The sequence below is a fragment of the Phyllobacterium brassicacearum genome (assembly GCF_003010955.1).
Classification (GTDB): Bacteria; Pseudomonadota; Alphaproteobacteria; order Rhizobiales; family Rhizobiaceae; genus Phyllobacterium; species Phyllobacterium brassicacearum.
The window spans coordinates 30206-43311 of sequence record NZ_PGGO01000023.1 but is presented as its reverse complement, the minus strand read 5'-3'; the positions used below and the strand labels follow the sequence as shown (position 1 = coordinate 43311).

The 13106-nt window shown below is 56.6% G+C and carries 15 protein-coding genes; 6 read left to right on the top strand and 9 right to left on the bottom strand.

The window, feature by feature from the left end; genetic code table 11:
- Positions 1-250: 250 nt before the first annotated feature.
- Genes kduI through CU102_RS23230 form a run of 3 tightly spaced genes read left to right on the top strand, consistent with a single transcriptional unit; the run spans position 251 to position 2203 of the window.
- A complete protein-coding gene (kduI, locus tag CU102_RS23240) occupies positions 251-1096 on the top strand; it encodes a 5-dehydro-4-deoxy-D-glucuronate isomerase (RefSeq protein ID WP_106713471.1) in 846 nt (281 codons plus the stop codon).
- Positions 1093-1851 (top strand): 2-dehydro-3-deoxy-D-gluconate 5-dehydrogenase KduD, encoded by a 759-nt coding sequence (gene kduD / locus CU102_RS23235; RefSeq protein WP_106713470.1) that lies wholly within the window; start codon positions 1093-1095, stop codon positions 1849-1851. Before kduI ends, kduD begins: the two co-directional genes overlap by 4 nt.
- Before the next feature lie 10 nt (positions 1852-1861).
- Positions 1862-2203 (top strand): cupin domain-containing protein, encoded by a 342-nt coding sequence (locus CU102_RS23230; RefSeq protein ID WP_106713469.1) that lies wholly within the window; start codon positions 1862-1864, stop codon positions 2201-2203.
- A 458-nt stretch (positions 2204-2661) separates the two neighbouring features.
- On the opposite strand, the gene CU102_RS23225 is transcribed toward CU102_RS23230, so the two are convergent.
- The 5 genes from CU102_RS23225 to CU102_RS23205 all read right to left on the bottom strand — a co-directional run bounded on the left by CU102_RS23225 (position 2662) and on the right by CU102_RS23205 (position 5140).
- Positions 2662-2901 carry a helix-turn-helix domain-containing protein gene (locus tag CU102_RS23225; RefSeq protein WP_106713468.1) on the bottom strand — a complete coding sequence of 80 codons (240 nt, stop codon included), beginning with the start codon at positions 2899-2901 and terminating at the stop codon, positions 2662-2664.
- Positions 2902-3077: 176 nt separating this feature from the next.
- Positions 3078-3284: a hypothetical protein gene (locus tag CU102_RS23220; RefSeq protein ID WP_106713467.1), complete on the bottom strand. Its 207-nt coding sequence runs from the start codon at positions 3282-3284 to the stop codon at positions 3078-3080.
- 220 nt (positions 3285-3504) lie between these two features.
- Positions 3505-3780 carry a helix-turn-helix domain-containing protein gene (locus CU102_RS23215; protein WP_106713466.1) on the bottom strand — a complete coding sequence of 92 codons (276 nt, stop codon included), beginning with the start codon at positions 3778-3780 and terminating at the stop codon, positions 3505-3507.
- A gap of 469 nt (positions 3781-4249) precedes the next feature.
- Positions 4250-4510, bottom strand: a complete 261-nt coding sequence (locus CU102_RS23210) for a helix-turn-helix domain-containing protein (RefSeq protein ID WP_106713465.1) — start codon at positions 4508-4510, stop codon at positions 4250-4252.
- Between the two features lie 393 nt (positions 4511-4903).
- Positions 4904-5140: a helix-turn-helix domain-containing protein gene (locus tag CU102_RS23205; RefSeq protein WP_106713464.1), complete on the bottom strand. Its 237-nt coding sequence runs from the start codon at positions 5138-5140 to the stop codon at positions 4904-4906.
- Between the two features lie 302 nt (positions 5141-5442).
- Here CU102_RS23205 and CU102_RS23195 point away from each other — a divergent pair, with 302 nt between their 5' ends.
- From CU102_RS23195 to CU102_RS23180, 3 genes are all read left to right on the top strand, one after another.
- Positions 5443-5829 carry a bacteriocin gene (locus CU102_RS23195; protein WP_106713462.1) on the top strand — a complete coding sequence of 129 codons (387 nt, stop codon included), beginning with the start codon at positions 5443-5445 and terminating at the stop codon, positions 5827-5829.
- Between the two features lie 799 nt (positions 5830-6628).
- Positions 6629-7093, top strand: coding sequence for a plasmid mobilization relaxosome protein MobC (mobC, locus tag CU102_RS23185; protein WP_106713460.1), 465 nt, complete (start codon positions 6629-6631; stop codon positions 7091-7093).
- Complete coding sequence (locus CU102_RS23180) at positions 7083-8174, top strand: relaxase/mobilization nuclease domain-containing protein (protein ID WP_106713459.1); 1092 nt, start codon at positions 7083-7085, stop codon at positions 8172-8174. Before mobC ends, CU102_RS23180 begins: the two co-directional genes overlap by 11 nt.
- 943 nt (positions 8175-9117) lie before the next feature.
- On the opposite strand, the gene rfbD is transcribed toward CU102_RS23180, so the two are convergent.
- Genes rfbD through rfbA form a run of 4 tightly spaced genes read right to left on the bottom strand, consistent with a single transcriptional unit; the run spans position 9118 to position 12520 of the window.
- Positions 9118-10002, bottom strand: coding sequence for a dTDP-4-dehydrorhamnose reductase (gene rfbD / locus CU102_RS23175; protein WP_106713458.1), 885 nt, complete (start codon positions 10000-10002; stop codon positions 9118-9120).
- Entirely contained in the window at positions 9999-11075 is a 1077-nt protein-coding gene (rfbB, locus tag CU102_RS23170) for a dTDP-glucose 4,6-dehydratase (protein WP_106713500.1), read from the bottom strand. The genes rfbD and rfbB overlap by 4 nt, the downstream gene beginning before the upstream one ends.
- A gap of 16 nt (positions 11076-11091) precedes the next feature.
- On the bottom strand, positions 11092-11646 hold the full coding sequence (rfbC, locus tag CU102_RS23165) for a dTDP-4-dehydrorhamnose 3,5-epimerase (protein ID WP_166648392.1): 555 nt from the start codon (positions 11644-11646) through the stop codon (positions 11092-11094).
- Positions 11639-12520, bottom strand: coding sequence for a glucose-1-phosphate thymidylyltransferase RfbA (gene rfbA, locus CU102_RS23160; RefSeq protein WP_106713457.1), 882 nt, complete (start codon positions 12518-12520; stop codon positions 11639-11641). The genes rfbC and rfbA overlap by 8 nt, the downstream gene beginning before the upstream one ends.
- Positions 12521-13106 lie beyond the last annotated feature (586 nt).

Genomic DNA, 13106 nt, shown 5'->3' with positions numbered 1-13106 from the left:
TCAAACATATGACATCTTACAACTTGTGTCAAATGGGTTAGTGCTATATGGTTCGGACAGGGATCACCTAGGGCTCATCAGAGGATATTAGCCAGATGTATCAATTAGTTACTGATAGAACGACAATGAACTCACCGGAGCGCAAGGTCGTATACAATGACAGGAACCCAATAGCCGACGTGGCCCGCAGGTTGGGTCTATAGCCATAGATACTCAGGGTAGTATGACCTCTTGGGAAAGGAAAGATAATATGACTGGAACACATTTCACCTCGCGCTTTGCAATATCACCAGCCGAGGCCGCGACGTTCGGAACGAAGGAGCTCCGCGCCAATTTCCTTGTGGCGGATCTGTTTGCTACGGATCAGATAAACCTGACCTATTCGCACTATGACCGCATGATCGTCGGCGGCGCCAATCCGGTTTCGCAAGAGCTGAGGCTGGAGAGCATCAAGCCAACGGGAACCGCGAATTTCCTCGATCGCCGCGAGATGATCGCAGTGAATATCGGCCAAGCCGGCATCGTCAGCGTCGACGGCCAGCGCTTCGAACTCGGCCATCGCGACATGATCTATATCGGCATGGGAGCCAGGGACGTGCGGTTCGCATCGGTCTCGAAGCAAGAGGCTGCTTGCTTCTATCTTATCAGCGCGCCGGCGCATCAGGCCTATCCGACGACATGTATCACTATCGGCGACGCGAAGCGGATTGACCTTGGCTCACAGGAAACCAGCAATGAGCGGTCGATTTTCCAGTTTGTGCATCCCGAAGGCGTCAAGACCTGCCAGCTTGTCGTGGGAATGACCACGCTCGCGCGGGGCTCGGTCTGGAACACCATGCCGGCGCATGTGCACGACCGCAGGTCCGAGGCATATCTTTACTTCGGCTTGGCAGAGAATGCACGCGTGGTGCATCTGATGGGTGAACCAGACGAGACCCGCCATCTCATTGTCGCCGACAAGCAGGCCGTTCTGTCTCCCGGCTGGTCGATTCATTCAGGGTCGGGGACGTCGAACTATACCTTCATCTGGGCGATGGCCGGCGACAATGTCGATTATACGGATGTCGATCCGGTAGCGATCGGAGATCTGGCATGACGAGCCCCTTCAGTCTCGCCGGCAAGCGCATCGTCGTGACCGGCGCAAACACCGGCATCGGTCAGGGCATCGCGGTCTCGATTGCCCGGGCGGGCGGCAGCGTCGTCGGCGTTGGCCGGTCGCCAATGACGGAAACAGCCCGGATCATCGAGGCGGACGGCGGCACATTTACCGGTGTCCAGGGTGACCTTGGCGATGTGCAAAAGGCGGTCACGATCATCAACGACATCTGGGATGGAATTGGAACCGTCGATGGACTGGTCAACAATGCGGGGATCATTAGGCGTGCTGACGCACTTGATTTCAGCCCTGAAGATTGGGACGAGGTCATGGACGTCAATCTGCGGTCGGTCTTCTTCATGTCCCAGGCCTTCGCCAAGCGACTGGTCGCCGAGGACAGGCGCGGCAAGATCGTCAACATCGCGTCGATGCTGAGCTTCCAGGGCGGCATCCGGGTGGCCTCCTACACCGCATCGAAATCCGGCCTGGTCGGCATCACGCGACTGCTTGCGTGCGAATGGGCGCAAAGGTCTATCAACGTCAACGCGATCGCGCCTGGCTATATCGTCAGCAACAATACGGAGGCCCTGCGCAACGATCCTGACCGCAACAGTGCAATTCTTTCCCGGATCCCTGCCGGGAGATGGGGAGAGCCACAGGATATTGGCGACGCCGCGGTGTTTCTGCTGGCAGCTGCTTCGAATTACATGCATGGCGCAGTCATACCCGTCGATGGCGGCTGGCTGGCAAGATAAAGGATAAACAATGTCAAACGTGAAACTCTTCGCCCAGGCCGACGAACACGCCTGGACCACTCTCGACAATGGCAATCGCCGCCGGGTCATCGTTTATACGGATGAGCTGATGCAGGTGGAGTTCGATTTCGATGAAGGAGCCGTTGGTGCCCTGCATTCGCACCCCCATGTCCAGGCGAGCTATGTCGCCGAAGGTCGCTTCGAAGTCACTGTGGACGGCAAGTCCGCCATCATCGGCAAGGGCGGCAGCTTCATAGTGCCCTCGGGTGCCGTGCACGGCGTCAAAGCTATCGAAAAAGGCCGCCTGATCGATACGTTCACGCCGCATCGTGCGGATTTTCTTGGGGGGTGATGGGTCAGCCAGGGCCTCGACCTGGTAGCCATTGCCGACGCCGTTCGCTACGTGGAGAACTCTTCGACCAGATCGTTTGGTTGCCCGAACGAACACCGCAGTTGGTCTATTCACAACGGTATATCTCTTCGGGCGGTCCGAGATTTCCGCAGACCTAGTTTAATCAGGCATGGACGAACCCTGGCGTGGCCAGTGTGGCTCCGGTTAGGGAGAGAACGTGCGCTACATGCCGGTTCGGCTCGTGATGCCAGCATGCAGTTTGCCTGCTCGCAAAATCTTTTCCAACGTCCGAGAGTTTCATGTGGGCTCCGCCTCACATTCGAAACCTCCGGCGCAGAGGGAAAAGTCCCGACACAACAATTGTGGGTACCTATTCCCGCCACGAACACGGGCGACATCGGATCGCACGCCTTTTGGGGACGGTAATGGGATGCTGTCCGTGTTCGTGGCAAGGCAAGTCAGTGGACTTTCAGTAGTCGGCTTAAGATCGCGTCCGGTTCGAATTCCAGTATCGAGGCCAGTTCGAGAAATTCAACAACGTCCACGCGCCTCTGTCCACTTTCAAGTCTGGCAACGAACGATTGGTACTCACCCAAACGGGAGGCGAGTTCAACCTGGGTAAGGCCGGCAGTCTCCCGCTTCTCTATCAAGAGGGCTATCAGGGCTTTGTGTCTCGCCGTTCCCAGGGTCTTTACCACGATCGATTCCCCATTTTCAGATGGGGTCTTCAATTATATCTGAAAATAAGTTATCTTAAATTCAGATATTCGTTTTTGATTCGAGCTCTGGAGGTCACCTTTCGATGGAACTACGCCAGCTCCACAATCTTGTCGTGGTTGCCGAACGCCTTCAGTCGCGCGGGCAGGTTGACAGTTCATATTGCCTGGCCGGCACCGAGCACGCAGATCCAGTCCTGGATTGTGACGTGACCGCTTCGGGAGGAGTAGATGAGCGGGTGCGTTGCATTTGGCGCGAATGGATGGCAACGCACAGAAAGCTCGAGGAGCTGTGTAAGGCGCAGCAGCGTCTTGAACGCCGTCTGGTTGCGGCTATCGGCTTCCCCCGCGTTGGCAGCGGACATGGAGCGACCGGCCGCGGCGTTTACAGCAGGCGAGATCGATTCCCTGCTTGGCGGAGGAACAGAGACCGTCGACGCACGAAAAGAGGCGAAGGCAGTTCTTCGTGCGCGGCAGCACGTCTGGGACGGGATGGACGAGCGGTTGGAGTACAGTCGTGCGATTCGTGCCGAGGCAGAGGCGGATGTAAACGTTGGATCAGACGGAGGGACTTCTGAGGGATCATTATCCGTTTCCGCTTCCCGCGTTCGGCCCCGGCGTCTTGGTAAGTCTTACGCCTACACCTTTGTCGTTGCTCTCGGGGAGAAACTCTATTCCTGCCCTTTCAAGGACCGCCTGAATGGCGTTCAGATTTGCGGCGGTGATGGAGGGCGTCGTGTCCTCCGCTTCCGCGCGGCGTACCGTCGAAATGCCGACAACCGCCGCACTGGCAAGGTCTTCCGCACTCCAGCGAACAAGAGCCCGCGCTGCTCGTATTTGGGCTCCATTAATAGTTTTCATTTCTTCCGATTTTTCAGCTTGAATGTTTTTCATTCATATGATACTAAAAGGCTCACTCTGATCCGCGAAGCACGCTTATAAGAGCGGCGCTGGTGGCAAATTCAGAGAGTGCGGCTGCACAAGGTGCTGGTAACACCGTGAGCAGCCTGACCATAAACCAAGTTAATAGGGAACTCGGATCGATGGCTGATTCTGAGAATAGCAGAACTTTGTCGCCAGTCACCTGCAGAGGCTTGCTCTCGGGTGCGGCGGTATGGTTGGCAGGCCAAACGGCAAATGTGATGCCTGTTTGCGGCGTAACCGCTTCGGCAGAAACGGATGTGCGGGTACTTTGCATTGGCGCAACTGGATGGCGGCGCACAGAGAGGTCCGATCAGCTGCGCCGGGCGCAGCAGCGTCTTGAAGGACGCCGGGTCGCGACTATCGGTTTCCCTCGCGTTGAAATAAAAGCTGAACGGTATTTTGAGCGTCAGTTCGATTGTGCTTCCTTCTTCAACCTAACGCCGGGTCCTTCGCCATTCTCTGGAACGAAGATCACGCCCGCAGATTCAAGGACAGCGATAACCGCTCGCAAATTATTTGATAGGGGTATCGGGCGTCTTTCGGCCTCCATGCGCCTTACGGTGGGAGCAGAAATATTGGATTGCTTGGCGAGTTCCACTTGACCAAGCCCAGTCAGAGCGCGCGCTGCAGCTATCTGTCGCCCCGTAACGTGATTAATTTCGCTCATTTTGATAAATTCCGCTTGACTCTTCTCTTGACCGCGTAATATATATCGTGGCGAGCGATTCTAATCAAAGGAATCCCGTGGCGGCCGAATAGCGTCGCCGATTCAACCATTTTGGCAGTGTGGTTCTTTGTCATACCGAGTCCGCCAAAGCGACGTAATACGAGGAGACCGGCATCAATGGAAAACGGTTAACCAAAATTGACCGAACGTTTGTATTGCATGGCCGGCGCAGGTCCATGCTCTGCAATGCGAGCTCGGTATTCATCTGACGGTTCGCGCCACAAGGCATGATGCCGAATACAGCCCGACCATAAACCAGCTTAACGGAGCTCGGATCATGACCGATTCTGAGAATAGTAGAACTTTGTCACCAGTCACCTGCAGGCGGGTCAATCAGCGGCTACCAAGCTTCACGCCGGTTCCATTGAAAAATTCAATGCCGGCCGATTCCAATACCAATCGAACGGCGGCGACATTATTTATCATTCCACTGGCTGGGCCATCGCTGGCCTCCATTCGCTTTAAAGTGGGGACTGAGATGTTTGCGCCCTCAGCCAGCTTGGACTGTGACATCCCCAGCAGCGCTCGAGCGGCAGCAATCTGGCGTCCAGTGATAGCGATGTGATCCATAGGTATCAAAATTATCCAAAGGTGTTGACATGCGTATCGCTGTGATCTAAAAGTATCACATCGACCCAATGATCTAACCAGAATCAAGCTGTTGGGAGCTCGGATCATGGCTGATTCTGAGAATAGCAGAACTTTGTCTCCAGTCATCCGGAGAGGTTCGCTATCGGGCACGGCGTTATGGCTGGCGGACGAGACCGCAATTGTGGCGCCTGATTGTGACGCCGCCGCAGGTGCTTACCGGCACCAAACCTATGACCAATGGCTATCTCGGATAGCACAACAATAGAGGGAAATATACAGACATGCAGACAACGAAACCATTCGTAGCTCGCCCCGTTTCTCTGGCTTTGATCATTTCGGCCTCGGCGCTGGCTGCCAGTATTGCGATACATCCCGTACTTGCCGGTGCGCTCGATGGAGAGAGTATTGGCGGTGGCATCGGCGGCGCTGTCGGCGCGGGCCTTGGCGGAGCAGGAGGGGCTGCAGTGGGCGGTCCAACCGGGGGCGCCATAGGAACGGGCCTTGGAAGTCAGGCGGGAAGAGAAATCGGGGAGCGTGTCGGTAAACAACTCGGCGACACCGACTGGAGCGGAGTGCCCGACGACGCTAACTACGATGCAATGGGCAATTACACAGGGGGCAGTAGCGATACGAGTGGAGGCCGTCGGGATGCCGGCGATCACCATTAATTGTTGAATCAACGGCACTATCGTAAAAGAGCAGAGGCGCTATCGCTTCTGCTCTTTATGCAAAGGAAGATCTCGACAATGGAACTTTCGATATCGGCAAACAACGCAATCATGAGAATGTCGTTTATGGCAAGATTGCTATTGCGGTGCGCAATTGTCGGTGTGGCCACGCTCGTTTCCTATCAATTTTTCTCCAAAGATTCATACTACCTGTTCGTAATATTGCTCTGCATTGCCGCTATTGTCGGAGGACTATGGTGGCGTAAAGACGAAAGAGGTCTGTGGAGCCGGAATGACAAACAATAGGATTGTTTGCCTCAATCGCAGGCGTGCCAAGGCAGAGGCGAAAGCCCATCGTGACGAGCTGGCGGAAGCCCTTTGGGCAGCGCGTGCCCATCGGTGGTGGGAATAGTCGCGAAGCTTCATACCGTCCTATCGAGATGCGAGGACGACGGACCTCACGACGAACCGCCATGGCCGCAAATCCGTTCGGTCCTCATGGAACTCACCAGCCTCAATGGCACCAGCTCTGGCCGTTTCGAGGCGCGACCTGAGCCAGGATCCGCAGCGTCATCCATCATCGAAATGTCACCCCAACCGGTTCAGAGCCCTGATGTCGTCGGGGCTTTTGGCTGGCCATTTGCTCCCCCCCTGTCGGTGAACCAGGTGGATCCTTTGGCGAGCGCACGAGACAGCACAGACATGTAAACGTTGTTCCCACGGATTTTTTGGGTAAAACGTTTCTAGTGCGGGGTAGCTGTCGCGACTGAATTTTTGCCAACTGACGCCAAACGGGGACATGAAGCATTTAAGCACCCACATCGATGACAGACTGGCCGTCGATGGACCATCGCCGGAACAGACGCCGACGCTGCCCGATCCCGCCGAGCGAATCTTGCACCTGTCGCTGCGGCTTTGGGCGAGCGAAGCAGCGGCGGTGAGAAGGGCGGCAGCAGCGCGCGGCGTGAAACCGGCGCAGTGGCTCCGCTCGGTGGTGCGCGTGCGCCTCGGGGCCGGCACGCAATACAGCGCGTCGGAGCTGCACGAACTGCGCGCCCTGACCAACCAGGTGCGCAGGATCGGCGTCAATCTCAATCAGCTTGCCCGCGCTGCCCATGAAGCGCGTCTCGAACAGGTGCCCTTCGCCGTTGACACCAGGGTTCTTGCAACCGCGTGCGGGGAAGTCGAGCGGATATTGGCCGCGCTGCATTCTATGGCGCGCGGCAACGTGCGCTTCTGGGAGGGGTTGGCCGATGGCGAATGACCCGAAGGTCCGCCTGCTTTACGATGATTTTTACAAGGAGGTCGGTGTGGCCGCGGCATGGACGCCGCCGTCGAAAATCAGGGTCTATCGCGATGCGCTTTTAAAGGGGCGGGTAAAGCCGGGGCCGCGCAACAGCGCGGCGGACAAGGCAAGGCTCGCCCGCATTGCCAGCAAGGCGCCGGAAGTCATGATCAAGGTTACCGGACGCACCGGCGATGCCGCGCATCTGAAAGCGCATATGGATTATATCACCCGCAACGGGAAAGTGGCCGCAGAGACCGATTACGGCGCAATGAAAGGCAAGGACGCTGTCAGGGATCTCTATGACGACTGGATGGACGATGACATTATCTACGGCGGTCAGCACCAAATCCGCAAGGCGCCGCTTTCGGTGAACATGATGCTGTCCATGCCGCCCGGCGTCGACCGGGACGCCTTCCGCAATGCGGTGCGCGATTTCGTCGACGCCGAACTGCGGAAGCGTGCCGATGTGATGGTGGCGTTTCACGACGACACGGAGCACCCGCACGCGCATGTGACCGTGCGCGGCCGTCAGCACGACGGCAAAACCTTCAATCCGCAAAAACCGGTGCTTGCGCGCTTTCGCGAGCAGTTTGCCGGCGCATTGCGCCATCGCGGCATCGAGGCGGAAGCAACGCCGCGGTATGCGCGCGGGCAAACCATGAAGTCCGAGCGGTTGCATATGCGCCATATGCGCACGAAAGGGCTGATGCCCCGCACCGAGAGCGCAGCAATCCTGGATGCGTTCCGGGATCTTGAGCGCGCGAGGAACAGCGCCTCACTTCCCGAAGACGAGGGGAAATCGCGCCCATGGGTCAAGGTGGCGAGGGAGCGCCATGCGGGCGTCATGGCGGTGTATGCCGCCGCCGTGCGCGAATTGGCGGCAAGCGCAAACCCTTCCGATCGACAGCTTGCGCAACAGGTCGAGCAGTTCGTTCGATCGATGCCGGCGCCCATGTTCGCGCACGATCTCTACAAGCAGGCGCTTGAGCGGCAGCTTGCCGAAAGAGCAAAGCTGCCCCCAACGACCGTGAAGCAGCGGGACAGGCCGGAGCGATGAACGAACTTGGTTACGCAGACGCTCTAAGTGCTGGAATCGAGCCAGTCCCTTATCGTACAGTTTCAATTAACGCGCCCGGTCCAGGCGAATTTCCCGGGACTCTGGACGCTTTGGTTTGGGCAAAGCGGCAACCGGCCTTACTGGCACTCGTGACACTGGATACCGGGTTGAAGGTCGTCGTCGTCGGCTATCACCGCAACCGGGATGGGGTTCCATACGCGGGTTTGCGTAATTTTACGCCCGGTCAGAAGATCAAGGTGAACGTCGAGGTCGGGCCCCGAAACGGACTGCGCTCCAGATTATCAGCAATCAACGTGTCCCAATGCTCGGGTCCCGCTTATGCTCGATCACCTGCTTCCCGGCCTTGGGCTGGCGCGCGGCAAGCGTAATGGTCTATGCTTCGTACTCAACCGGTAGGTTGGCGAGAAGTTTCACAAAGGGCGTGTTCGAACCAGGCGGCCGCGAAACTGATGTGTCTTGGTCTAAGCACGGCAATACAATGGCTGCCGAGAGTTCGCGACGCAGCTGGGCAAAACGGATGATCTCGAACCGGCGGCAGAGACTGCGTCCGAACCAAGCAAGACAAGATCGCCCACGGTGAGTTAGAGGTCTGGTACCTAGTTGCTGTCCCGTTGCATAGCAAGCTCCCCGACCTTGCCGTCGGCGTCAAGGGTCAAGGTAGCCGCCGAGGCTCGCGAGCACCTGGAGTGCGCTGCAGCGCTGAGCAGCCGGTAAGCTGAAACGCACAAGGGATGGGGCCGGCCTTGTTCGCTCAAAATCTTCGTCGTGAGCCTCAGACAGAAACAGCGCGTTTGAGCGCCTCCTTCAACCGAGCGAAATCTTCGTCACTGCACCCAAGAGTCCTTGCATACTCGGATGCTCTGGGTGGCGCTTGTCTCTAAGCTGCATCTGCTGACCATGCGAAGCTAATGCCGGGAAATGGTTATGCGCGCAAGAGCCTCTTGACCACGCTCGTCATCGATTGTTCCCATGCTGGCGCCCGCCAGTCAAAAACGTCATGGAACTTTTCACTGGAAAGTCGGGAATTCAACGGGCGCCGAGCTTGCGTCTGATATTCTGCCGTCAGAATATCCTTGACCTCGGCGAATGGCCCCCGCAGGTTCCGGCTGGCTTCGAAAATTGCGCGCGCAAATGTGCTCCAGTTGGTGCTGCCCGTGCCAGCCAGATGGTAGACGCCAAAAGCATCGAACTGCCCATCTGTCCGAAGGCGGTTCGCCACACGTAGAATTCCGTCAGCAATATCGATGGCCGATGTCGGGTTGCCCCATTGATCGGCAACAACCGAAATACTGTCGCGGTTTTCCGCGATGCGCAGCATTGTCTTGACGAAATTCTTGCCGAACGGGCTGTAGACCCAGGCCGTACGCAAGATCAAATGACGGAGATTGGCACCGGCAACTGCCACCTCACCGTCGAGCTTGGTCCAGCCATAGACGCCGTGGGGTCCTGTCGGATCATGCTCGGTGTAGGGTTTTTCGCCGTCACCCGAGAAAACATAGTCCGTGGAGAGATGGATAACCGGAGCGCCAATATCGGCGGCAGCTTGCGCGACAGCTCCTGCGCCCGTCTCGTTGATGCTGCGTGCCAGGTCGGGTTCGTCCTCGGCCTGATCAACCGCCGTATACGCGGCGGCCGACACGACCAGATCTGGCCGGGCAGCACGTATGGTTTGGTAAACCGTTTCCGGCTGCGTCAGGTCCAGTTCCGGGCGTCCGAGAGGTAGGAGCTCGACGGATGGATCAAGCGCCGCCCTTTCGACCAGGCTGCTGACGACCTGTCCTTCCCGTCCGGTAACGACGATCCTCACGCCGATGTCCTATCGGCCGACGCGGCGCCGAGCCGCTCGCCCGCATAGCGTTCGCCACGAATCGGTTGCCACCACCATTCATTGTCGAGATACCACTGCACGGTCCGCTCCAGACCCGTCTCGAACGTCTCGGCTGGCGTCCAGCCAAGCTCTCGCTCGATCTTTGTGGCATCGATGGCATAGCGCCGATCATGTCCCGGCCGATCGGTGACAAAAGTGATCAGATCACGATAGCGCGCGCCACCCGTCCGCGGCCGCTTTTTATCGAGAATGCCGCAGATTGTCTCGACAACACTGAGATTGGTGCGCTCAGCACGGCCGCCAATATTGTAACTTTCGCCCGGCTTGCCCCTGGTGACGACAAGCTCGAGCGCACGGGCGTGATCCTCAACGAAGAGCCAGTCACGAACATTTGCACCGGCGCCATAAACCGGCAAAGGCCGCCCGTCCAGCGCATTGAGGATAACTAGTGGAATGAGTTTTTCCGGGAAATGGAAAGGACCATAATTGTTCGAGCAGTTCGACAGGACCACGGGTAGACCATAGGTCTCGTGCCACGCCCTGACCAGATGATCCGATGATGCCTTCGAAGCCGAGTACGGTGAGGAAGGTGCGTACGGCGTTTCTTCGGTGAAGATGCCACTGTCAAAAGGCAAATCACCGAACACCTCATCCGTGGAGATGTGGTGAAACCGGAATGTCGACCTGGCAGACTCCGGCAGCTCGCGCCAATAGACAAACGCTGCATTCAGCATGCGGAACGTGCCAACGATGTTCGTTTCAATAAAAGCCGCGGGGCCGTCAATAGAACGATCAACATGGCTCTCCGCTGCCAGATGCATGACCGCGTCGATCTTCTCGCTGCGAAGAATCCCCAGGATGGTCGCATCGTCGCAAATGTCTGCCTGGACGAAGCTGTAATTTGGAGAGTTCTCTATCTGGCGCAGCGAAGCGAGGTTTCCCGCGTAGGTGAGCTTGTCGACGTTAATGACGCGATTTTGAGGATTGGCGGCAAGATGGCGGCAGACTGCAGAACCGATAAAACCGGCGCCCCCCGTAACGAGAATCTTCATCGGATAAACTGCTCCTTCAGGGGAAAATGTCTGCGCCATCAAGCAACGGTGCTTTCCGGTCCTTATCCGACAGTTGAATCGCCGAGGCATCGAAAGGCCATTCGATGCCGATGGACGGATCGTCGAAACGCACCGAACGATCGTGCTCGGGAGAATAATAGTCCGTGACCTTATAAACGACTTCAGTGTTTTCCTCCAAAGTCACGAACCCATGGGCAAAGCCTTTGGGCACCAGAATCTGGTTCCATTTCTTTGCCGAAACCTCGAGCGATGTCCATTTGCTGAACGTCGGGGAGCTTTCCCGGATATCAACGACCACGTCCAGTATAGAACCCTTCACGACGTGCACGAGTTTGTCCTGAGCGCGCGGAGGCAACTGATAGTGCAAACCGCGCAGCACCCCCTTCGAAGCCGAGAGAGAATGGTTGTCCTGGACAAATTGCAGCGTGATACCAGCCTCGGCGAAACTCTCCGCATTATAGGTTTCGGAGAAGAAGCCACGATCATCGCCAAATTTACGGGGGAGAATTTCAAGCACCCCCTCCAACGCGAGAGGTCTGACTTCAATCATTGTCTGCCTCTTCAGCACGGCGGAACAGATAAGCTCCGTACTCAGTCTTACCCATTTCTGATGCTCTTTGACGAACCTGTTCGGAACTCAACCAGCCCCACTCCAGGCCAATTTCTTCCGGGCAGGCAATTTTAATTCCCTGCCGAAGCTCGATCGTTCGCACGAAAGAAGACGCATCGTGCAAACTGTCATGGGTGCCTGTGTCGAGCCAAGCGTAACCCCGCCCCAATTGCTGGACACGCAAATCGCCTCGCTCGAGATAGATATTGTTGACACTGGTGATTTCGAGTTCGCCGCGTGCGGAGGGCTTGATGGAGGTGGCGATATCAACAATGTCATTGTCGTAGAAATAGAGCCCGGTGACGGCCCAATTGGATTTGGGTTTTACCGGTTTTTCCTCAATGGACCGCGCTTGCCCGGTTACCTTGTCGAAATCGACGACGCCGTAGCGCTGCGGGTCGTCGACGTGATAGGCGAACACAGTGCCGCCCTTCTCTCCCGAAGCAGCAAGCTGGCACAATTGGGAGAGTCCATCACCGAAGTAGATATTGTCACCGAGGATCATCGCAACGCTATCGTTGCCGATGAAACTTCGGCCGATGATGAAGGCTTCGGCTAGGCCGTTGGGTTGTGGCTGCTCAGCATAAGTGAAATTGACACCGAACGCGCTGCCGTTTCCGAGCAGCTTTTTAAAAAGCGGCAGATCGTGAGGCGTCGAAATAACGAGAATATCCCTTATGCCGGCGAGCATGAGAACACTCAACGGGTAGTAGATCATTGGCTTGTCATAAATGGGAAGGATCTGTTTCGACACCGCGATTGTCAATGGGTAAAGCCGCGTACCGCTTCCACCCGCCAGTATTATACCCTTCATTCGACTACTTCCCTATGTAACAGACATCCAAGAATGCAATTCACCGACATCGGTTCTAGCCAATAAACGCCAACGGTAGTTTGCGTATCATTATGGCAGACATTCGGCGTCAACAAAAAGACAGCGCAAGGGTGTTGAGAAGGCAGTTCAACTGCGCTTGCTACCGTGTCTATCTCAATAAATCCGCAGCGCACCGGCAAGACAATGCCATTGTGTGTTCGAGCTTAAGGTAACTGATGTGACGCATTCGTCTTGGGAAGACGCGTTCTGAAAGTGATATCGTAGTTCGTGGCCTTGGCCGGCAATCATTACCAAAGTAAGCCCCGTCCAGACAGGAAACTAGACCATTGCCATTTCGGTCAATCGCCTTTTTTTACACTTTCGATTGTCTTTGGCCCGTAGAACGCTAGAGGCTGCGTCAAGCTGCATTTTTATGCCCTCCTAGTTGCCGCGGGTCATCTCGCCGTGACACGCCAGAAGAGGACCCGCAAATTCTGATCAAGCAATTGATATTAAACAGCAAAATTATGATGAGAGAATGGAAATGCCAACAAATGTGCCAACATCGAGTTCCGGCTGATTAAGT

What these genes read in the sequence shown, in the direction of transcription:
- CU102_RS23180 (WP_106713459.1), top strand. Translation starts at nt 7,083, where the DNA reads ATGGCGAATGACCCGAAGGTCCGCCTGCTTTACGATGATTTTTACAAG.
- kduI (WP_106713471.1), top strand. Translation starts at nt 251, where the DNA reads ATGACTGGAACACATTTCACCTCGCGCTTTGCAATATCACCAGCCGAG.
- rfbC (WP_166648392.1), bottom strand. Translation starts at nt 11,646, where the DNA reads ATGATTGAAGTCAGACCTCTCGCGTTGGAGGGGGTGCTTGAAATTCTC.
- CU102_RS23215 (WP_106713466.1), bottom strand. Translation starts at nt 3,780, where the DNA reads ATGAAAACTATTAATGGAGCCCAAATACGAGCAGCGCGGGCTCTTGTT.
- rfbB (WP_106713500.1), bottom strand. Translation starts at nt 11,075, where the DNA reads ATGAAGATTCTCGTTACGGGGGGCGCCGGTTTTATCGGTTCTGCAGTC.
- CU102_RS23195 (WP_106713462.1), top strand. Translation starts at nt 5,443, where the DNA reads ATGCAGACAACGAAACCATTCGTAGCTCGCCCCGTTTCTCTGGCTTTG.
- CU102_RS23230 (WP_106713469.1), top strand. Translation starts at nt 1,862, where the DNA reads ATGTCAAACGTGAAACTCTTCGCCCAGGCCGACGAACACGCCTGGACC.
- kduD (WP_106713470.1), top strand. Translation starts at nt 1,093, where the DNA reads ATGACGAGCCCCTTCAGTCTCGCCGGCAAGCGCATCGTCGTGACCGGC.
- CU102_RS23205 (WP_106713464.1), bottom strand. Translation starts at nt 5,140, where the DNA reads ATGGATCACATCGCTATCACTGGACGCCAGATTGCTGCCGCTCGAGCG.
- CU102_RS23220 (WP_106713467.1), bottom strand. Translation starts at nt 3,284, where the DNA reads ATGTCCGCTGCCAACGCGGGGGAAGCCGATAGCCGCAACCAGACGGCG.
- CU102_RS23210 (WP_106713465.1), bottom strand. Translation starts at nt 4,510, where the DNA reads ATGAGCGAAATTAATCACGTTACGGGGCGACAGATAGCTGCAGCGCGC.
- rfbA (WP_106713457.1), bottom strand. Translation starts at nt 12,520, where the DNA reads ATGAAGGGTATAATACTGGCGGGTGGAAGCGGTACGCGGCTTTACCCA.
- mobC (WP_106713460.1), top strand. Translation starts at nt 6,629, where the DNA reads ATGAAGCATTTAAGCACCCACATCGATGACAGACTGGCCGTCGATGGA.